Genomic DNA, 20202 nt, shown 5'->3' on the forward strand with positions numbered 1-20202 from the left:
AGATCAGGGATGACTCATGCTTACGCTTTCCGGGGCGAAGTTCGCCGCCGCATCCGCGGCGCGTGGACGACACTTTCGATTCAATTGGCCGCTGCTGGCCGCAACCGCATTGATATTGTCCGGCTGCATGCCGGCAACTGTGCCCGTGGCCGGCGCCGATCCTGCCGATCCGGCGGCGAAGGTCGCGCGCGTCGGCTATCGCTCGACGATTGCGCCCTACACCAGCCTGCGACCTGCGACGCCGGGGCCATGGCGCGACCGCAACGACGCTGTCGCACCGCAGCCGAAGCAAGACCGCTAGGAGCGCGCCATGGCACATCATTTCGCGCGGGGCCTGCTCGTGCTCACTGCGCTGGGACTCTCCGGCTGCATGGCATTCTCGCCGGACGGAGGCATGACGACGGTCTCGGACCTCACCAGCCAGACCATCAACAAGGACGTCGCCTTCGTGCGAACGGCCGAAGGTGCCGGCGCGGTTGATGCGCGCGTTCGCCAGTTGCTGTCGCGGCCCCTCAGCGTGGACGCAGCCGTGCAGATCGCCCTGCTCAACAACAAGGGACTGCAAGCCACCTACAACGAGCTGGCGCTGGCCGAGACCGAACTCGTCGAGCAGAGCCTGCCGCCCAATCCCGTATTCTCGATCTCGCGCATCACAGGCAATGGCGCGAGCGAAATCGAACGCCAGGTGGTCGGCGACATCCTCGCACTGGCCACGCTGCCGTTCCGCTCCGACATCGCCCGCGACCGTTTCCGTCAGGCGCAATTGCGCGCGGCGTTGGCGACGCTGCGGCTGGCCGCCGATGTCCGGCGCGCCTATGTCCGTGCAGTCGCCGGAAACGAAATGGTGGCGCTGCTCTCCGACGCGAAGGCGACGGCAGAATCGACGGCGCAGCTCGCGGTCAAACTCGGCGAGACCGGCTCGATCAACAAGCTCGACCAGGCCCGCGAGCAGGTGTTCTACGCAGAGACCACGGCCGACCTCGCCACCGCGCGGCAGGCGGCAACGAGCGCCCGCGAAAGGCTCGCGCGCCTGATGGGGCTGTGGGACGGCGGCCTCGACTTCCGTCTGCCCGATCAGCTGCCGCCGCTGCCGCGCCGGCCCCAGGCACTGCCCTCGATCGAAGCCGACGCGGTTGCCCATCGCATCGATCTTCAGATCGCGCGGCTGGAGCTGACGGCGCTGGCAAAGTCACTCAACCTCACCGAGGCGACGCGCTTCGTCACGCTGCTCGACCTCGCCGGCATCTCCCGTCGCACCCAGGATCCGGAGGGCCCGCCGTTCCGCGAACGCGGTTTTGACGTGCAGTTCCAGATCCCGATCTTCGACGGCGGCGAGGTGCGCGTGCGGCAAGCGGCGGAGACCTACAATCTCGCCTTCAACCGCCTGACCGAGCGCGCCGTGAACGTTCGCTCCGAGGCGCGCGATGGCTATCGTGTCTATCGCTCCAGCTACGACATCGCCAGCCACTACCAGCGCGAGATCCTGCCGCTGCGCAAGATCATCACGGAGGAGATGCAGCTGCGCTTCTCCAGCATGCAGGTCGATATTTTCGCGCTGCTCACCGAAGCACGGCAGCGCCTCGCATCGCTGCGCGGCGCGATCGATGCCAAGCAAAAATTCTTCCTCGCCCAGTCCGACCTCCAGACCGCCGTCAACGGCGGCGGCGCACCTGCGTCGGGCGGCGACACTTCAACCACCATCGCCGCGGCAGCGCCTGCCGATGGCGGCCACTGACATGGAGGCCAATATGTTTTCCCGCCGAGGATTTTTGGGCACCGCCGCGCTTGCCAGCGCGTCGGCCATCAGCGGCCGTGTGCAGGCCGCATCCATTCCGGAAGCGCCTCACATGGACAAGGTGGTGATGCAGCCACCGCTGCACCCGATCAGCGGCCCCGACTATCGCCCCGTGGTCACGCTGAACGGCTGGTCGCTGCCGTTCCGCATGAACGGCGACTGGAAGGAGTTTCACCTCGTCGCCGAACCCGTGGTGCGCGAGTTCGCCGAAGGCATGAAAGTGAATCTGTGGGGCTATAACGGCCAGTCGCCGGGTCCGACCATCGAAGCGGTCGAGGGCGACAAGGTCCGCATCTTCGTCACCAACAGGCTGCCCGAATACACCACCGTGCACTGGCACGGCATGATCATTCCCAGCGGCATGGACGGCGTCGGCGGACTGACGCAGCCGCACATCCAGCCGGGAAAAGCCTTCGTCTACGAGTTCGAGATGAAGAAGAGCGGGACCTTCATGTACCACCCGCATTCCGACGAGATGGTGCAGATGGCGATGGGCATGATGGGCATGGTCGTCGTGCATCCGCGCGATCAAAGCTTCCGACCCGTCGACCGCGACTTCGTCTTCGTGATGAGCACCTATCGCGTCGATCCCGGCACATACCTGCCGCAGGTCAACGAGATGACCGACTTCAACATGTGGACCTGGAATTCGCGGGTGTTTCCCGGCATCGATCCCTTGCCGGTGCGGCTCGGCGACAAGGTGCGCGTACGCATCGGCAATCTCAGCATGACCAACCATCCGATTCATCTGCATGGCCACAGCTTTGCGGTGACCTGCACCGACGGCGGCTGGATTTCGGAGAGCGCGCAATATCCGGAGACGACCACCGACGTGCCGGTCGGCGCGGTGCGCGTGTTCGACGTTCTCGCCGACAATCCCGGCGATTGGGCGTTCCACTGCCACAAGTCGCACCACACCATGAACGCGATGGGGCACGAGGTGCGCAACCTGATCGGCGTCTCGCGCAAGGATCTCGCCAGGGCCGTCGGCAAGCTCGCGCCCGATGCCATGGCGATGGGCTCGACCGGCATGGCCATGGGCAACATGGAGATGCCCGCGCCCGACAACACGCTGCCGATGATGACCGGCACCGGTCAGTTCGGGCCGATCGAGATGGGCGGCATGTTCACGGTGATGAAGATCCGCGAGGACCTCGCGCGCGACGATTATCGCGATCCCGGCCCCTACAAATTCCCGCAAGGCACCGTCGCCTACGAGGTCACGCCGCCGTCCGCAGAGCCGGCGCGGCAGCAAGGCACGCCGATGAAGAACATGAAGATGTGAGCGTTTCGATGAACCACCAACTGGAGAACAAGATGAAGAAGACGATCAAACTCGGACTTGCGCTGGCTGCGCTTTCGACGGCGCCGGCCTTTGCCCACGACCAGCGCGGGCATGGGACGTTTTCCGCCGGCGAGCCCGGCGATCCCAGGAAGCCCGCGCGCACGATCGAGATCCTGCTGAACGAGATGGACTACGCGCCCGCCAGGATCGAGGTCAATCGCGGCGAGCAGATTCGTTTCGTGCTGCGCAATGTCGGCAAGGAGGACCATGAATTCCTGCTCGCCACCACGAAGGAGAATCTCGCGCATGCCGTGGAGATGAAGAAGCATCCGCACATGGAGCACGACGATCCCAACGGCGTCAGGCTCGCACCGAACAAGACGGCCGAGATCCTCTGGAAGTTCAGCAAGGCCGGCACGTTCGAATTTTCCTGCCTGATTCCCGACCACCGCGACTACGGCATGGTCGGCCACGTCACCGTGAAGTAACAAGGGAAGACTCCCATGAAGCGCACCATCCGTATCGCCACAGCGCTGGCGCTGACCGTCGGTCTTGCCGCCGAAGCCCTCGCGGCCCAGGGCGCCGCGATCAGCGGCGAGGTCAAGAAGATCGACGAGGGCGCCGGCAAGATCACGCTCAAGCACGGGCCAGCGAAAAGCCTCGGCATGGATGAACCCATGACCATGGTCTATCGCGTCAAGGACCCCGCTTTGCTCAAGCAGGTGAAGGTCGGCGACAAGGTGACCTTCGAGGCCGAGGAGGCGGCTTCGGGGTATACGGTGACGACGATGCAGAAGGCGAAGTAGGGCTACGTCCTCCGCAGCTGATTTCGGCGCCAAACGCTTCCACAGCGTCATGGCCGGGCCCGTCCCGGCCATCCACGCCTTCGGCCGCGCAGGCGGGACAAGCCCGGGCATGACGAACTCCTACCTGGCCGCGCCCCGAAACACCCCGGTCTGACCTCCTGCCGCACCCTCCGTTAACCCTTTGCTAACCATACACCCGGCAAGAATTGCCGGGTGAAGTCGAGTGTCGTCAGCCGCGTAGAACGGGAGGTCCCCCGTGGACGCCAGTGCGGTGCCTCACTTTCGAAACGGCGGCCCTTCGGCCGCCGCGCAGACGTTTGGGGCGCGCGGACGGCAGTCGCGCGGGGGAGCAGCTACCATGGTCGACGTCACCGCGGGACAGGGCGTAGGCGGCACGAACGCCGGCTTCCCCACCCTCACCGAGATCGGCAACATCCTCAAGCGCGGCGATATCGCGCTGGCGCTCGGCGTCCTCACCATCCTGGTGGTGCTGATCCTGCCCCTGCCCGCGATCGTGCTGGACCTGTTCCTGGCGATCTCGATCACGCTCTCGATCCTGATCCTGATGACGTCGCTGTTCATCCAGGCGCCGCTGGAATTCTCCGCCTTCCCGACCGTCCTCTTGATCTCGACCATGCTGCGCCTCTCGCTGAACATGGCCTCGACCCGCCTGATCCTGTCGCATGGGCACGAGGGCACGGATGCTGCCGGTCACGTCATCGAAGCCTTCGGCAGCTTCGTGATGGGCGGCAATTTCGTCATCGGCATCATCGTCTTCGCCATCCTGATCATCGTCAATTTCGTCGTCATCACCAAGGGTTCGGGCCGGATCGCCGAAGTCGCCGCACGCTTCCACCTCGACGCCATGCCCGGCAAGCAGATGGCGATCGACGCCGATCTCTCCGCCGGCCTGATCGACGAGAAGGTCGCCAAGCAGCGCCGCAAGGACCTGGAGGACGAGAGCGGCTTCTTCGGCGCCATGGACGGTGCCTCGAAATTCGTCCGCGGCGATGCCATCGCGGGCCTTTTGATCGTCTTCATCAACATCGTCGGCGGCATGATCATCGGTGTCGCGCAGCAGGGCCTCTCCTTCGCCGACGCCGGGCGCAGCTACACGCTGCTGACCGTCGGTGACGGCCTCGTCACCCAGGTGCCGGCGCTGATCGTTTCGACCGCGGCCGGCCTGCTCGTCTCCAAGGCCGGCGTGTCCGGCGCCGCCGACAAGGCGCTGATGAAGCAGTTCTCCGGCTATCCGCAGGCGCTCGCGATGTCCTCGGCGGTCATGCTGGTGCTGGCGGCCCTGCCGGGCATTCCGACCATTCCCTTCCTGGCGCTCGGCGCCGGCGCCGGCGCGCTCGCCTGGCACGCCCGCAACCGCAACCGGGTGACGGCCAAGGCCGAGGCAATGGCCAACGCCGCACCTCCGGCGGGTACTGCCGGCGCGTCGGGCGCCGCCGCGGCCGAAGAGCCGATCTCAGCCGCGCTCAAGATCGACGACCTCAAGATCGAGCTCGGCTACGCGCTGCTGCCGCTGGTCAACGGCCCTGATGGCACCGACCGGCTCACCGAGCAGATCAAGGCGCTGCGCCGTTCGCTCGCCATCGAGATGGGCTTCGTGATGCCCGCCGTGCGCATCCTCGACAACGTCCAGCTCGAAGCCAACACCTACATCATCAAGATCAAGGAGGTCGACGCCGGCACCGGCAAGATCTGGCCGAACCAGTTCATGGTCATGGACCCCGGCGGCAGCCAGGTGCAGGTGCCCGGCATCCACACCACCGAGCCGACCTTCGGCCTGCCCGCGACCTGGGTCGACGCCAGCCTCAAGGAAGAAGCCTCGCTCAAGGGCTACACCGTCGTCGACGCCGCGACCGTGCTCTCGACCCACCTCACCGAGCTGCTCAAGGCCAACATGTCGGACCTGCTCTCCTATGGCGAGGTGCAGAAGCTGCTCAAGGAGCTGCCGAAGGAGCAGAGCGAGCTGGTCAAGGACATCGTGCCGGGCCAGGTCACGGTCTCCGGCATCCAGCGCGTGCTGCAGCTGCTGCTCGCCGAGCGCATCTCGATCCGCGATCTCTCGACCATCCTGGAAGGCATCGCCGACTCGCTCGCCTTCTCGCGCAATCCCGCGACCATGGTCGAGCATGTCCGCGCCCGCCTCGCGCGGCAGATCTGCGCCCAGAACACCTCCTACAGCGGCTATCTGCCGCTGATAGCGCTGTCGGCGCGGTGGGAGCAGGCCTTCGCCGAATCCATCATCGGCCAGGGCGAGGAACGCAGCCTCGCGATGCAACCCTCGAAGCTGTCGGAATTCATGACCGGCGTGCGCGAGGCCTTCGAGCGCGCCGCGCGCGAAGGTGAGGCGCCGGTGCTGGTCACGTCTGCGGCAATTCGTCCCTTCGTACGCTCCCTCGTCGAGCGGTTCCGCGCCCAGACGACGGTGCTGTCGCAGGCTGAAATCCACCCCAGGGCGAGATTGAAAACGGTCGGAAGCATCTGATTTGCCTTAAGAAGCCGTATGTTTTTCAGCCACAGGCAAATGGTTTTTGAGTTCCTGGCGCCTTGTCGACCACATGCAAACAAGCCGCCTCGCAAGCACATTACCACCTTGAAATAATTATATAATCGCACGATCGAGGGGTCGCTTTTGATCGCGACCTTTCACGTCCTGTCACGCTCTTGTGATCGCCCCTTGGGAACGAATCCCCCCAATACTAGGTTGTTGGGGACCGGAAGCATGAACCTCCCCCAACAGGGTAGCGACTACTTCGGGTAGATGGCGGCAGGAGCCTTCCATGAACCACTCGATTTACAGCGCTGATCGCTCGACCCACTTGAAAATCGTGGTCGTAGCCCTCGTCGCTGGGATCGCGGTGGCAGGCTTCGGCATCACGGCGGCACGCACGGGTTCGGACGAAGGCCTGACCCAGACTGCCCGCGTCATCAAGGCCGGCAAGCCGGTTGTTATCACCAGCTCGAACGCGTCCCTCGTTCGATAAGGAGATTTGACGAGTTTTGTGAATTCACGCGGCTCTTTACCAGCCCCCCAAAGTCGCCACGTGGATATGTAGACGACCCCAACCCCAAGTCGACTACGGAAAGCGCCCGCCCCCCACGGGCGCTTTCTCATGTCTGGGGCATGTTTTCACTGCGGACGTAGCGTGGGACGTCGCCCCGAACACCACTGTCATTCCCCGCGAAAGCGGGGAATCCAGTACGCCGGAGCTTCTCCGTATCCCACTGCCGTCTCTGGAATACCGGATCGTCCGCCCCAGTGCGCAATTGCGCACAAGGCGGACGATGACACCGAGTGTTTGGCGCTACCGTGCCCCAGCTACCGCGCCCCATAAGTCGGCGGCGGCGCCTGGACCGTCGGTGCTGCCGCAGCGAAGAGCTCGGCCTTGCGGCCGGTGAGCGGCGGGTAGATGCGCTTGCAGTTGATGGTCTGCTTGGTCGCCTTTGCCGCCGCGCCAGTGGCGCGAACCTCGCGATCCCACCCTTCGGTATAGAGCGCGCCCCAGCCGCCGAGGTCGAGCACGGTCACGTACCAGTCGATCCGCAGCGGCAGCATCGGCAGGTCCGCGAGATCGGCCACCACATTGTGACCGGCGAAGCGGCCCATGGGACGGGCGAACTGGCAGGACATCACCGTCGGATGCAGTCCGTCGACCACGCTCGAGGCAACATCGCCGGCGGCGAACACGCCCGGCACATCGGCAACACGCAGAAAAGGATCGACCAGCAGGCGGCCGAGGCGATCGCGCGCGCCCGCAAAGCTCTCGGCCAGCCGGCTCGCGCGCATCCCGGCGCACCAGATGACGGTCTGCGCCGGGATGAACTCGCCCGAGCTCAGGCGCATGCCGGCGGCCTCGACGGACACGACGCGCACGCCAAGCCGTGTCTCGACGTCGAGCGAGGCCAATGCCGTCTCGATGACGGGACGCGCATGCGCGCCGATGGTGGCGCCGACCGCAGGGTTGGGATCGACCAGGACGATGCGGCGGCTGCCGGTGATGCCGGCGCGCGCCAGCCTGTCCGGCATCTCGGCCGCGACCTCGATGCCGGTGAATCCGGCGCCGACCACCACGACCGTCGAGCGCCCCGGCGAGGGCGCGCTGTGTCCGAGCGAGACGAGATGATTTTCGAGGCTGAGCGCGGCGGCATAGGTATCGACGTCGAAAGCATGCTCGGCAAGGCCGGGGATGGCGGGACGCATCACTTCGCTGCCGAGCGCCAGCACCAGGCGGTCGTAGCTCAGCGTCTCCTCGCCGCTGCTCGTGACGAGAGAAATCTCGCGCCTTGCCGGGTCGATGGCTTCGACCTCGCCAATGCCGTGAGTGACGCCGATCGGATCGAGCAGTTGCGGCAACGGCAGTGCGACCTCGCTGAGGTCGGCCTCGTAATTGCGCACCCGGATGTTGTGATAAGGATTGCGATCGACAACACGGATCTCGACGTCACGGCCGGCTGCGCCGATCTCGTCGCGCTTGCGCGCGGCGCCGATGGCCGCCCATAGACCCGCAAACCCCGCGCCGAGCACGACGATACGCGCCATGTCCGTATACTGCTTTGTCCAAGAATTCCGGCGGCCTGCCCGCGCAGGCAGATATAGCTCATTTGCCCGGATCGACCAACTGCGGCGGCGCCGCTCCGCTGCATAAAATCGCGGCTCAGGCCTCGCGCAGCTCCGATGGCGTCGCGCCAAAACGCTTGCGGAAGGCGCGGTTAAAATAGGACAGGTCGGAGAAGCCCGAGGAATGCGCGATGTCGCTGATCTTGCGTGCCCTCGCGCGGGGATCGCCGAGCAGCTTGCGCGCCAGCACCAGGCGCTGCTCCAGCACGAATTCGGTGAAGGTCGTGCCGGCCTGCTCGAACAGGCGTTGCGCCTGGCGCGGGCTGAGCCCTGAGCGCGTCGCGATCTCGGACAGACAGAGATCGTTGCGGCCGAGCGCGGCCATCACGTCGGCACGCATGAGATCGAGACGGGCCGCCGCATGTCCGCGACCGCGCGCAAGGCTTGCATGCTCCGCATCGGTGCCGAGCAGCAGGCCGACGAGATCGATCACGTGTTGCGCGGTCAGGCGCTGGCCGACGGCGTCGAGATGCGGCGCGTGATTGGCGGCGAGTGCGTGGTAGCGGAAGATCGTCTCGGCCACCGCGCCATCCGAGAGCACTTGCGACAGCTTGTCCTCGGCACGCGGATTGATGTCGAGCAGCGCGCGGCGCGGCATGCGGATGCTGGTGAAGCGATCTTCCTGGGTGTGGCCGACGGTGCCGGTGACGCCCATGTCGACGAGCACCATCTGCGCGGGCGCAAGCTCGACGGTGTGGCCGTTCTGCCCGACGCGGACGAGACCCGCATGCGCGGCGATCAGGACCAGATCGTCACTGCCATCAGCAAGATGGCTCTGCGTGCGCGAATATTGCGCGGAGGCACCTTCGGGAATGGCCAACGCGATATTGTCGACCACGCTGACCTGGAGCCGGCAATCGATGCTGTCGCCATGGCTCGGCCCGACATCGAGACCGCAGGGACCGAAGGCCCGCTCGCGCCAATGTTCGAAGGCCGGACCATGCGGAAGACCCGCATATTGGTGGACGAAGATGCCCGGCGTCTTTGCTGCATCCATCTGACTTCTAGCCCCTCTCCGGCACCATGATGTGCAGCGCCGACTGCAAATTCCGGGCATTTGACGCCGCGGATTGCGGGGAGGTTCAAAGCGGGAGCGGATTCGGCAGGACTTGTCGGGTTGCGACGGCTGGACGGACCTTGGCGACGGTCGAGCGCCGTGTAGCCCGGATTGCGCTGCGCTCCATCCGGGCCACGGCGCCACGACACTTACTTCTTCGCGGGCGCCTGCGGCTGAGACGGCGGTACGGTCTCGATCAGCTTGCCGGAAAACACCGGAGCCGAGGTCGGCTGGCCGTTGGGCGAGCCGCCGGCCTGCTCGACGGTCACGGCGTAGGTCGCACCGTTGACGACCTCGGGATCGAAGGAGCCGAGCACCGGGCGCGCGGTGAAATCGCCCGCGCCGATCACGCCGAGCGAGCGCGGACGCGGCAGCTTGTCGGAGATCAGCCAGAGCTCGAAGCTCTTGCCGGCCTCCGGGGTCGCGCCGACCTTACGCACGGTGAAATTCCGCGTCGCGCCGTCGACCGTGAGAATGAAGGCGGGACCGCCGCCCTGGCCCTGCAACAGCGCGACATATTGCGAAGCAGCCGTGAGCGGCGCCGGCGTCTTCACTTCCACCGTCTGGATGCGCGGCGCCGGACGCAAGCCGCCCGGCAGCGCATCGGGCCGGAAGATCTGAAGCGACAGCGTCACCAGCAGCGCGGCCGCAAGCGCGCCTGCGGCGGAGGCGATGGTGCGCCAACGTTTCACGCGGCTCTCGAGCCGGATGACGTTGCTGTTGTCGGCGACCGGCGCCTGCGGCGCGCGCGCGACGTCAGGATCGGGCGCATGGACCTGCGGCATGAATACCGGCGCGATGTCGGGAAGCGCATCGAATGCGGGCCGCGCCGTCCCCGGCTGCTCTGCTTCGGAAGGCTGCAGCTCCGGTTGCGGCGCGGCGTTCGGTGACGGCTCGGGCGGTGCAGCTTCGATCGGGGAGAACTCCGGCACAGGTAGTGGCGGCGGCGAAGCTTCCGGCGCAGGGGTCTCCTGTGCAAAGTCCGTCCGCGCAAGCTCGGACCGGATATTCTCCCACACGATCGGGCGCGGCTCGACCGAGCCGACCATCTGGTTGAGGACGCCGAGCCGGTAAGCCCAGGCCTGCACGACATCGGCGAACGCCTTGTCCACGGCCATCATGGTCTCGACCTGCGCGCGCTCGTCGGCGTCGAGCGTACCGAGCGCATATTCCGCGGCGAGCGCGATATGGTCCTCCGTGTAGGCCATCACTTGCAGTCCAGAACCACCCTCACAATGCAAGCCCTCATAGTCCGAGGCACTCGCGGATATCCAACATGCTGCGCCGGAGCCACGTCTTCACCGTGTTGACGGGCGCAGCGAATTTTTCCGCCAATTGCTCGCGGCTCCAGCCGTTGTAATAGGCGAGAAGCACGAGCCTCTGACGATCCGGCTCGAGCCGGCCGATGCATTCCAGGAGCCGCTTCAACTCCTCGGTCATCTCCCTCCGCGCCAGCGGATCGGGGCTGTCGGCAGCGACTTCCATCGCCTGCGGCTCTTCCTCGATGGAGACTTCCGTCTTCTTGCGCACGATGTCGATGGCGCGGTTGCGCGCGATCGATGCCATCCATGTGATCGGCGACGACAAGGCCGGATTGAACTGGCCGGCGCCGTTCCAGATCTTGACGTAGGTCTCCTGAATGACCTCCTCTGCGAGATCCTGTCGACGCAAGATACGGAGCACGACGCCATAGAGTTTCGCGCGCGTGGCGACGTAGAGGCGCTCGAACGCGGCCTGATCGCCCCTGGCGACCTCCCCAATCAGCCCGACCAGCTCTGCTGGCGTCAGCATTCTGCCCCCCACACACGGCCTGTCGCGTTCCGCGCAGGCCCTGGCACTCCGCTACCATAGCGCGCGGCAAAGCCCATCACCAAGGGGCGGCGCGCCACGCTGTGGATAGCAAACGCGAAACCCGGACCTTGCGGGTCCGGGTTCGACGAATTCTCGGCTGTTGGACCGCTGGCTGCGCCGTCAGGCGACGGCGCCGATGCGGGCGCGCATCAGGCCGATGCTGTCGAGATCGGCCTGCTCGCGGGCGTTTTCTTCGGCGCGCTCGCGGGCCTGGTCACGCTCGTCGAGGAGCTCGACCTTCTTCAGTTCCTCGAAGGCTTCGGCCAGCGCGGCCTTGGCTTCGTCGAGCTGGCCCTTCAGTTCGTCGGCCGAGCGGGTCAGGTTCTCGCGGCGCTGAATCGCGGCCTTGGCATAGGTCGGATAAGCGAAGTGCGAGGGATCGTTGATCCCGGCACGCTCCTGCTCGGTCGTGATCTCGCGTTCAAGATCGGTCGACATCCGCTGGAAGTCGGCGATCATGGTCTCGATCTGGGTGACCCGGCGGCGCTTCTCGTCGACCTGAAATTTCTTCAGGCGGATGAGGGTATCACGTGACTTCATCGACTCATACTCCCCAGAAGTCCCCTGGCTGCACGTGGGACGTCACCGGTCTCCCCACAGGCCCTAATAGGGCCAAGACCGGCTCTGCTACTCTGTGAGAGCGGATGATGACCTGACAAAGTTAGCGTTCCGTTTCCAAATCACCGAGGATTTGCGCCAACTGGCGGTAGCCGTCCGCCAGTGATGCATTTTCGTCCTTGCGCTGGCGCAGGAACGCCTCCAGCGGCTCGTGCAGCCGGATCGCCTCGTCGACCTCGGGGCTGGAACCGGCCCGGTAGGCCCCGAGCCGGATCAATTCCTCCATGTCGGCATAGGTCGCCATCACTTGGCGGGCCCGCTGGATGGTCGGCCAGAACTGCGGATCGGCCGATTTCGGCATGGTGCGGGAGACGGATTTGAGGATGTTGATGGCGGGGTAACGGCCGCGCTCGGCAATCGAGCGCTGCATCACGATATGGCCGTCGAGGATGCCGCGGACGGCATCCGCAATCGGCTCGTTATGGTCGTCGCCGTCGACCAACACCGTGAAGATCGCGGTGATCGCGCCCTCACCGAGGCCCGGCCCCGCGCGCTCCAGAAGCTTCGGCAGCTCGGTGAACACGGTCGGCGTATAACCCTTGGCGGTCGGCGGCTCGCCGGCGGACAGGCCGATCTCGCGCTGGGCCATGGCGAAGCGCGTCACCGAGTCCATCAGGCAGAGCACGTCCTTCTCTTCATCGCGAAAGTACTCCGCCACCGCGAGCGTGAGATACGCCGCCTGGCGCCGCATCAGCGCCGGCTCGTCCGAGGTCGCGACCACCACGACCGAGCGCGCAAGGCCCTCCTCGCCGAGATCGTCCTGCAAAAATTCCTGGACCTCGCGGCCGCGTTCGCCGATCAGCCCGATCACGCTGACCGCGGCATCGACGTTGCGCGCGAGCATCGACAGCAGCACCGATTTGCCGACGCCGGACCCTGCGAAAATGCCCATGCGCTGGCCGCGGCAGCAGGTGAGGAATGTGTTCATCGCGCGCACGCCGAGATCGAGCGGGGCGCCGACGCGCTTGCGCGAATGCGCCGGCGGCGGCGAATTGCGGTATGGCATCGGCGCCGGGCCCTGCGGCAATGGCCCCTTGCCGTCGATCGGTTCGCCCAGCGCGTTGACGACGCGGCCGAGCCAGGCCGATGACGGACGCACTTGGTTGGCGGCATTGGCGATGACGGCCTTGCAGCCGCGGCGCACCCCGTCCAGGCCGGCGAACGGCATCACGACAGCGTTGTTGCCGGAGAAGCCGATCACCTCGCAGGGAATGGAACGGTTCGCGCCGGTCTCGATCACGAGCCGCGCACCGACCGACATCGCGTGAATGGGTCCGGCCACTTCGACCATCAGGCCACGAACGCCGACCACGCGGCCATAAATGTTGACGCCGTCGATGTCGCCGATCTGTTCGGCAAGAGCCTTCATGAAAGGCGCGCCTTCAATAAGAGGACGTTCATAGGGCGATCGCCTTCGATCCCGGGCTTCATGGCGAAAGACTTAAGTTTCGCCATATTTCTGAACGGCGCTTAACTTCGTGTTTACCCGCATCGTTAATCATTGCGTCACTGTCTTTGTGACTGAGCGTGACTCCCCTTCAGAAGAAGGCTGAGTCGCGGGAGTCGGTTAGGCCCGTCTCTTAAAGTGGAACTTGAACGGTACGGGGTGACGAAAGCTGCTTCGCGCGCAAGACCTTAGGGCGATTCGACAAAAATTGCACCGGGGGGACTTGCGTTCCAGAATCAGAGTTTGTTAACCATCTGTTGTCAGGATCCGAATCAGTTGTTCAAAGGCGTTTTGTTGAGTGCCGCGAATGCGGCCGACCTGACGCCCAGGAGCGGCGACTATGGGGAACTGGCATGCGCGTTTTGCTGATTGAAGATGACAGCGCCGTCGCGCAGTCGATCGAGCTGATGCTGAAGTCTGAGAGCTTCAACGTCTACACGACCGATTTGGGGGAAGAAGGCGTCGATCTCGGTAAATTATACGATTACGACATTATTCTTCTCGACCTCAACCTGCCCGACATGTCCGGCTACGACGTGCTCAAGCAGCTTCGGGTCTCCAAGATCAAGACACCGATTCTGATCCTCTCCGGCCTCGCCGGCATCGAGGACAAGGTCAAGGGTCTCGGCGTCGGCGCCGACGACTACATGACCAAGCCCTTCCACAAGGACGAGCTGGTGGCCCGCATCCACGCGATCGTGCGCCGCTCCAAGGGTCACGCCCAGTCGGTCATCCAGACCGGCGACCTCGTCGTCAACCTCGACACCAAGACGGTGGAAGTCGGCGGCCAGCGCGTGCATCTGACCGGCAAGGAATACCAGATGCTGGAGCTCCTCTCGCTCCGCAAGGGTACGACCCTCACCAAGGAAATGTTCCTCAACCACCTCTATGGCGGCATGGACGAGCCGGAGCTGAAGATCATCGACGTCTTCATCTGCAAGCTCCGCAAGAAGCTGGCCAACGCTTCCGAGGGCCGCAACTTCATCGAGACCGTGTGGGGCCGCGGCTACGTGCTGCGCGAGCCGCACGAGCACGAAGAGCGCATTCCCGCCTGATCTTAGGCTTTACGTCGCGAGCCCCCGGGGCTCGCTCCTCCCAGCCTGGACCCCGCCGCAAATGGCGGGGTTTTGTTTTTTGGGGGACGCCAACACGGCCTCATCGTCCTTGCGCCATTGAACCGCTATCTTCCCCCCGCCGACGAATGGTCGCTGCACGATGGGGGAACGATGATCCTGCAATCACTGGCCGGCCTGCCCGCCTTCCTGGTTTATTTCTGCACCGGCCTGATCGCGATCGTGGCGTATCTGCTCGTCTACACCCGCATCACCCCGCACAACGAGTTTCAGCTCATCCGCGATAACGAGCCGGCGGCCGCGATCGCGCTCGGTCTCAGCCTGCTCGGCTTCGTGGCACCGCTGGTCAGCGCGATCGCGCATTCGGCCAATGTGCTGGACTGCCTGATCTGGGCGATTATCGCGCTGATCGTGCAGATCATCGTGCTCTTTCTGGTGAAGGTCCCGGTGCCGAATCTGTCGGCGCGGATTGCCGCAGGCGAGCTTGCGCCGGCGATCTGGCTCGGGCTGTCCTCGCTCGCGGCGGGCCTGTTGAACGCCGCCTGCATGATCTACTGACATGGCCAAACCCTCCAAAAAGGAGTTCGGCAAGCGCCGGCCGGCGCCCGTGGCGCCGCCATCGGGGCCGCCGGTGAAGCGCTCCGGCCATGTCGCGCTGCTGGTGATGGGCACGATTGCGGTCGGCACCACCGCCTACACGCTGATGCCGCGGCAGCACTGCGAGCCCTCGCCCGGAGCCGTGCCGGGCCAGACGACCACGACGTGCAGCAGTAGCAGCAGTTCATCCGGCGGCAGCGGCGGCAGCAGCTCGCGCTGGTCGTCGCGATCGAGCTTCTTCAGCAGCGATTCCTCGAGCCATTCCTCTTCGGGAAGCTCTTCGGACTCAGGCTCCAGCAGCGTGAGCCGTGGCGGCTTCGGCTCGTTCGGCCATGGCTTCTCGGGGGGTGGTTGATCCATGCGACGCATCGTCTGCCCCGAGCGCGACGACTGGCGGCAGACCGCCGAACAATGCGGCTTCGCCTTCCACACCATCGACGGCGAACGCTATTGGGACGAGAGCGCCTATTACGCCTTCACGCTCGACGAGATCGAGCGCGGCATCGAGACGCCGACAGCCGAGATCGACGCGATGTGCCTGGAGCTTGCCGGCCGCGTGATCGGTGACGAGCGCTATCTGCGACGCCTGAAGGTTCCGGAGGCGTTCTGGAGCTTGATCGCCGAGAGCTGGGAGCGCGATGACCGCAGCCTCTATGGCCGGCTCGATCTGAAGTTCGACGGACAGTCGCCTGCAAAGCTGCTCGAATACAACGCGGATACGCCGACCTCGATCTTCGAGGCCGCGGTGTTTCAATGGACCTGGCTCGAACAGGCGATCGAACGCCGCATCATTCCGGTGCGCGCCGACCAGTTCAACTCCATCCACGAGCGGCTGATCGCGGCGTGGAAGGAGATTGCCGCGGGCCGCCATGTCCATCTCACCGGCACCACCGGCAACGAGGAAGACGCCGGCACGCTCGCTTATCTCGAGGACACCGCGCGCCAGGCGGGGCTTTCGACCAGGCTGCTCGACATCGAGGAGATCGGCTGGCGCGACGAGCCCGGCGGCTTCGTCGATCTCGACGACGGCGACATCGCGTTCGCCTTCAAGCTCTATCCCTGGGAATGGATGTTCCACGACGCCTTCGGCGCCAAGCTGATGAGCGCGCCGACACGCTGGATCGAGCCGCCGTGGAAGGCGGTGCTCTCCAACAAGGGCATTTTGCCGCTGCTCTGGGAGATGTTTCCGAACCATCCCAATCTGCTGCCGGCCTTCTTCGAGGACGACGCGCGGGCAGCCGAGCTCGGCAGCTCCTACGTCCGCAAGCCGCTGCTGTCGCGCGAAGGTGCCAATGTCACTCTGGTGTCCGGAGGCACGCCGCTCGACGAGCAGGCAGGCCCCTACGGCGCCGAAGGTTTCGTGCGGCAGGCGCTGTCGCCGCTGCCGAATTTCTCGGGCTTCTATGTGGTGGTGGGAAGCTGGCTGGTGAACCACGAGCCGTGCGGCCTGTCGATCCGCGAGGACGAGAGCCCGATCACGGGCAACCGCTCGCGGTTTCTGCCGCATGCGATTTTGTGAAATGCGCTCGCGACCTCATCGGAACGGCACGCGAGCGCAGAGACTTGCGTGCTTACTCAGGGTGTCTTGACGATGAATCTCCCGTCGTAGAGGCCCGCGCCCTTGAAGCCGGCTTGCGCACTTTCGAAGCCGCCCGTGCCCGTCGCGTTTGCATACGCCCCGGTGCCCGACAGGATCGTGTATTCGCCTTTCGCCCGACCATCCTTGATCGCGCCGGCGTAGCGCGCCGTGATCGAGGATCCGTCGTCGAAGGTGTAGGTGCTGTAGCCGTAGATGGGTCCTGAGCCCTTGATCAGGTCGGCGGAGTGGACGAAGTCCTTCACCGCAACGCGGCCGTCCTTGAAGAAGGCAACGCCAAACATTTTGCCAGACATGACCGTCTGACCTTCGACGTTCGCGACCTCGGTGACCTTTAAGTCCATCGGCTTGGTGACAAGCTTGAATTCGAGGACCTGCTCGCCAGCGAGAGCAGTGGCGGGCAACGAAAGCGCCGCCAACAAGAAATACGAGGCACAAGACATTCGCATGGTATGTCCTCCTCAGTACAATTCATGATGGAATGGAATCCCGCCTCGGTTCGGCGGGACCATCGCCAGCATAGCACAACCGTCAGATGCTGATTAGCGCCGCGATTGCATTGCATCGCGGCACGCGCTCTATTGCGCGGTAGTCGAGTAATCCGCAATGCTCAACCGCGTGTGAAGCGTCACGCACTCTGACGGAACGATATCCGCCAGTTGTTGCCGATCATTCGCGACGACGGCGTTCAGTGAGATTGCCTGTCGTTCGGCGAATCACCTCGCCGCGGCGACCTTCAGCGGCTGCGGCATCAATCCGCCCATCGGACGGCCAGAGCGCGCGGGGTTGAGCTGATAGAGACCGCGGCGCTCGGTGATCGGGCGGAACGCGTCGGTGATGCCGACGACGGATTCGGCCGCACCAAGCAGCAGCGTACCGTCGGCTTCCAGTCCCTTCGCCATGCGCTCGAAAATCACGGCCTTGGTGTCCTGGTCGAAATAGATCAGTACGTTGCGGCAGAAGATCACGTCGAACGTGCCGAGATGGGAGAAGTCCTGCAACAGATTGAGCTGGCGGAACTGCACCATCGCGCGAATGTCGGCATTGAGCTGCCAGAGCTCGCCGGCTTGCGTGAAGTATTTCATCAGGTGCTGGATCGGCAGGCCGCGCTGCACCTCGAACTGGCTGTAGATCCCGGCCCTGGATTTCTCCAGCACCTCCTGCGACAGATCGGTGGCGACGATCTCGATGCGCCAGCCGGCGAAGGCCGCGCCCATCTCCTTCACGCACATCGCGATCGAATAGGGCTCCTGCCCGGTCGACGAGGCCGCCGACCAGATGCGGAGCGACCTACGCGCCGCGCGCGCCTGGAGCAGGCCCGGCAGGATGGTTTCGCGTAAATGATCGAACGGGATCTTGTCACGGTAGAAGAAGGTCTCGTTGGTGGTCATCGCCTCGACCACGTCGGTCGCAAGCCGGCCGTCGCCGTTCCTGATCTTCAGCACGAGATCGGGAATACCGGGCAAGCTCGCCTTGCGGGCAAGCGGCAGCAGCCGGCTCTCGACGAGATATTGCTTGTCGGCGGAGAGATCGAGGCCGGAGCGCTCTTTCAGGAACTTGCGCAGATATTCGTAGTCGACCGGCGTCACGAGCGGTCTCCCGCGAACAGGCGATTGACCTTGGCGCCGATCTGGTTGAGCGGCAGGATCGCCGCGCAGATGCCGGCATTGGCCGCCGCGCCCGGCATGCCCCAGACCACGCTGGAGGCTTCGTCCTGCGCAATCACGTTGCCGCCGGCGGCGACGATGTCCTTGCCGCCGCGCATGCCGTCCGAGCCCATGCCCGTCAGGATCACCGAGAGGATGTTGCCGTGCCAGATGTCGATGGCGGAGGTGAACAGCGGATCGACCGCGGGCTTACAGAAATTGACGGCGGGACCGTCGTCGAGCGCGATCGCCGCGTCCGCGCCGCTGCGCACGACACGCATGTGCTTGCCGCCGGGCGCGAGGTAGATCCGTCCCGGCTTCACCGGTTCGCCGTCGACCGCCTCGGCCGCCGGCTTGCGGCTCGCGCGCGCCAGGTGCTCGGCGAGAATGGTGGTGAAGGTCGGCGGCATGTGCTGGGTGATCAGCACCGGGAAGCGGTCGATCACCGGGCCGAGCTCGGTGACGAGCGCCATCAGCGCCTGCGGACCGCCGGTCGAGGAGCCGATCAGCAGCACCTTCGGTGCGTGGGCCGAGAACGGGCGCGTGGACAGCGCCCCCGACGACGGCGCATGCAGGGCCGGTGCGGGCGCGGCGGGCCGCACGACAGCCGGTGCACGTGCAGCCGGTGCCGGGGTCGCGGGCGCCAGCGGCGGGCTCGCGACTGCGGGTCTGCGGCGCAGCCGCGCGCCGAGGTGGCGGATCTTCTGGATCAGGTCGTGATGAAAGATGTCCGCGGCCGACGCTTCGCGCGTCGACTCCGGCTTCGGAATGTAGTCGGCTGCACCGAGCGACAGCGCCTTGAAGCTGATCTCCGCGTTGCGGCGGGTCAGCGTCGAGGCCATGATGATGACGAGATCGCGCTTCTTCGCCAGCAGTTGCGGCAGCGCCGAGATGCCGTCGAGCTCGGGCATTTCGATGTCGAGCACGGCAACGTCGGGATTGATGCGTTCGAGCTGGTTGACCGCCTCGAGCCCGGTGCGCAGCGAGGCCGCGACCTCCATGTCATGCTCGGCACCGATCCAGCGCGAGATCAGACCGCGTATGACGACGGAGTCGTCGACGACCATCACCCGCAGCGGCCCGGCGTCGCGCGACGGACCCGTGGTCGAATTACCTGCGAACGCAACACTCATTACTCACCAACTCAGACTGAAACGGTTCAGTTGAAACAATCGCCGAAGGATCCGTTCAGCCTCCGGATGTTCGCTCAGATAAGCCCGACTTCCTGGAATTTCGCCGTCACGATGTCCTTGTCGAAGGGCTTCATGATGTATTCGTTGGCGCCGGCGTGCAGCGCACGGGCGATGTGCGCGACGTCGTTCTCGGTGGTGCAGAACACCACCTTGGGCTGGTCGCCGCCGGGCATCCGCCGGAGATGGCCGAGGAATTCGTAGCCGTCCATGACCGGCATGTTCCAGTCGAGCAGCACGGCATCGGGCAAGCCGCGCTTGCAGGCCTCCAGTGCCTTCTCACCGTCCTCGGCTTCGAGAATCTGGAAGTCGAGGCCCTCCAGGATCCGGCGCGCAACCTTGCGGATGACGCTGGAATCATCAACGACGAGACAAGTGCGCATGTGAACCTCTGCTTCCTACCCCCTTGTGGGGGTACTTCTAATTGCGAGTCCGTCGGCGGCGATGCCGCCGTATCAGGCCGCCATCATCTCGGGCGCGAGCTCGAGGACACGATCGACGTCGAGGACGACCATGAGCTGGCCGTCGAGGCGGTGGACGCCGCCGGCGAGCTTGGCCATGCGGGGATCGAGGTTGACGGGGTTCTCTTCCATGCCGGCCTCGGCAA

At 65.1% G+C, this 20202-nt stretch carries 21 protein-coding genes and 1 pseudogene; 11 read left to right on the forward strand and 11 right to left on the reverse strand.

What is annotated here, in order from left to right; genetic code table 11:
• The first annotated feature begins 16 nt into the window (after positions 1 to 16).
• The 7 genes from OWC48_RS37850 to OWC48_RS37880 all read left to right on the forward strand — a co-directional run bounded on the left by OWC48_RS37850 (position 17) and on the right by OWC48_RS37880 (position 6885).
• Positions 17 to 301, forward strand: coding sequence for a hypothetical protein (locus tag OWC48_RS37850; protein ID WP_282524561.1), 285 nt, complete (start codon positions 17 to 19; stop codon positions 299 to 301).
• Positions 302 to 310: 9 nt separating this feature from the next.
• Entirely contained in the window at positions 311 to 1735 is a 1425-nt protein-coding gene (locus tag OWC48_RS37855; protein WP_282524562.1) for a TolC family protein, read from the forward strand.
• Between the two features lie 13 nt (positions 1736 to 1748).
• Positions 1749 to 3080, forward strand: a complete 1332-nt coding sequence (locus OWC48_RS37860; RefSeq protein WP_282524563.1) for a copper oxidase — start codon at positions 1749 to 1751, stop codon at positions 3078 to 3080.
• 32 nt (positions 3081 to 3112) lie between these two features.
• Positions 3113 to 3568 carry a cupredoxin domain-containing protein gene (locus tag OWC48_RS37865; protein ID WP_282524576.1) on the forward strand — a complete coding sequence of 152 codons (456 nt, stop codon included), beginning with the start codon at positions 3113 to 3115 and terminating at the stop codon, positions 3566 to 3568.
• Positions 3569 to 3583: 15 nt separating this feature from the next.
• The gene (locus OWC48_RS37870; RefSeq protein ID WP_282524564.1) at positions 3584 to 3886 is read left to right on the forward strand and encodes a copper-binding protein; all 303 of its coding nucleotides are present in this window, start codon (positions 3584 to 3586) and stop codon (positions 3884 to 3886) included.
• A 358-nt stretch (positions 3887 to 4244) separates the two neighbouring features.
• A complete protein-coding gene (gene flhA / locus OWC48_RS37875; RefSeq protein ID WP_282524565.1) occupies positions 4245 to 6386 on the forward strand; it encodes a flagellar biosynthesis protein FlhA in 2142 nt (713 codons plus the stop codon).
• 295 nt (positions 6387 to 6681) lie between these two features.
• Positions 6682 to 6885: a hypothetical protein gene (locus tag OWC48_RS37880; protein WP_014497685.1), complete on the forward strand. Its 204-nt coding sequence runs from the start codon at positions 6682 to 6684 to the stop codon at positions 6883 to 6885.
• Between the two features lie 335 nt (positions 6886 to 7220).
• On the opposite strand, the gene OWC48_RS37885 is transcribed toward OWC48_RS37880, so the two are convergent.
• The 6 genes from OWC48_RS37885 to fliI form a co-directional block, all read right to left on the reverse strand.
• Positions 7221 to 8441: an NAD(P)/FAD-dependent oxidoreductase gene (locus OWC48_RS37885; protein ID WP_282524566.1), complete on the reverse strand. Its 1221-nt coding sequence runs from the start codon at positions 8439 to 8441 to the stop codon at positions 7221 to 7223.
• Between the two features lie 115 nt (positions 8442 to 8556).
• Positions 8557 to 9516 (reverse strand): AraC family transcriptional regulator, encoded by a 960-nt coding sequence (locus tag OWC48_RS37890; RefSeq protein WP_028158908.1) that lies wholly within the window; start codon positions 9514 to 9516, stop codon positions 8557 to 8559.
• A 209-nt stretch (positions 9517 to 9725) separates the two neighbouring features.
• Positions 9726 to 10784 carry an anti-sigma factor domain-containing protein gene (locus tag OWC48_RS37895; RefSeq protein WP_282524567.1) on the reverse strand — a complete coding sequence of 353 codons (1059 nt, stop codon included), beginning with the start codon at positions 10782 to 10784 and terminating at the stop codon, positions 9726 to 9728.
• A gap of 37 nt (positions 10785 to 10821) precedes the next feature.
• Positions 10822 to 11367, reverse strand: coding sequence for a sigma-70 family RNA polymerase sigma factor (locus tag OWC48_RS37900; RefSeq protein ID WP_041955015.1), 546 nt, complete (start codon positions 11365 to 11367; stop codon positions 10822 to 10824).
• 180 nt (positions 11368 to 11547) lie between these two features.
• Positions 11548 to 11967, reverse strand: coding sequence for a flagellar export protein FliJ (gene fliJ, locus OWC48_RS37905; RefSeq protein WP_008138882.1), 420 nt, complete (start codon positions 11965 to 11967; stop codon positions 11548 to 11550).
• 121 nt (positions 11968 to 12088) lie between these two features.
• Entirely contained in the window at positions 12089 to 13414 is a 1326-nt protein-coding gene (gene fliI, locus OWC48_RS37910; protein ID WP_085403223.1) for a flagellar protein export ATPase FliI, read from the reverse strand.
• A 431-nt stretch (positions 13415 to 13845) separates the two neighbouring features.
• Here fliI and ctrA point away from each other — a divergent pair, with 431 nt between their 5' ends.
• The 4 genes from ctrA (at position 13846) to OWC48_RS37930 (ending at position 16681) form a co-directional block, all read left to right on the forward strand.
• On the forward strand, positions 13846 to 14547 hold the full coding sequence (ctrA, locus tag OWC48_RS37915) for a response regulator transcription factor CtrA (RefSeq protein ID WP_008138878.1): 702 nt from the start codon (positions 13846 to 13848) through the stop codon (positions 14545 to 14547).
• 171 nt (positions 14548 to 14718) lie between these two features.
• Positions 14719 to 15123: a DUF350 domain-containing protein gene (locus tag OWC48_RS37920; RefSeq protein ID WP_282524568.1), complete on the forward strand. Its 405-nt coding sequence runs from the start codon at positions 14719 to 14721 to the stop codon at positions 15121 to 15123.
• Between the two features lies 1 nt (position 15124).
• Positions 15125 to 15517 (forward strand): hypothetical protein, encoded by a 393-nt coding sequence (locus OWC48_RS37925; RefSeq protein ID WP_282524569.1) that lies wholly within the window; start codon positions 15125 to 15127, stop codon positions 15515 to 15517.
• Between the two features lie 3 nt (positions 15518 to 15520).
• Entirely contained in the window at positions 15521 to 16681 is a 1161-nt protein-coding gene (locus OWC48_RS37930) for a glutathionylspermidine synthase family protein (RefSeq protein ID WP_282524570.1), read from the forward strand.
• 56 nt (positions 16682 to 16737) lie between these two features.
• Here the strand turns inward: OWC48_RS37930 and OWC48_RS37935 are convergent, their stop codons facing one another.
• From OWC48_RS37935 to OWC48_RS37955, 5 genes and pseudogenes are all read right to left on the reverse strand, one after another.
• Positions 16738 to 17178 (reverse strand): hypothetical protein, encoded by a 441-nt coding sequence (locus OWC48_RS37935; protein WP_223153690.1) that lies wholly within the window; start codon positions 17176 to 17178, stop codon positions 16738 to 16740.
• Between the two features lie 297 nt (positions 17179 to 17475).
• The gene (locus tag OWC48_RS37940; protein ID WP_282524571.1) at positions 17476 to 18348 is read right to left on the reverse strand and encodes a protein-glutamate O-methyltransferase CheR; all 873 of its coding nucleotides are present in this window, start codon (positions 18346 to 18348) and stop codon (positions 17476 to 17478) included.
• Positions 18345 to 19538 (reverse strand): chemotaxis response regulator protein-glutamate methylesterase, encoded by a 1194-nt coding sequence (locus OWC48_RS37945; RefSeq protein WP_041955012.1) that lies wholly within the window; start codon positions 19536 to 19538, stop codon positions 18345 to 18347. The genes OWC48_RS37940 and OWC48_RS37945 overlap by 4 nt, the downstream gene beginning before the upstream one ends.
• Positions 19539 to 19612: 74 nt before the next feature.
• Positions 19613 to 19978 (reverse strand): PleD family two-component system response regulator, encoded by a 366-nt coding sequence (locus OWC48_RS37950; RefSeq protein ID WP_007600538.1) that lies wholly within the window; start codon positions 19976 to 19978, stop codon positions 19613 to 19615.
• 72 nt (positions 19979 to 20050) lie between these two features.
• Positions 20051 to 20202 (reverse strand): annotated as a pseudogene (locus tag OWC48_RS37955) (chemotaxis protein CheW); the annotation flags it as partial.

Source organism: Bradyrhizobium sp. Arg816, assembly GCF_029989365.1.
Classification (GTDB): Bacteria; Pseudomonadota; Alphaproteobacteria; order Rhizobiales; family Xanthobacteraceae; genus Bradyrhizobium.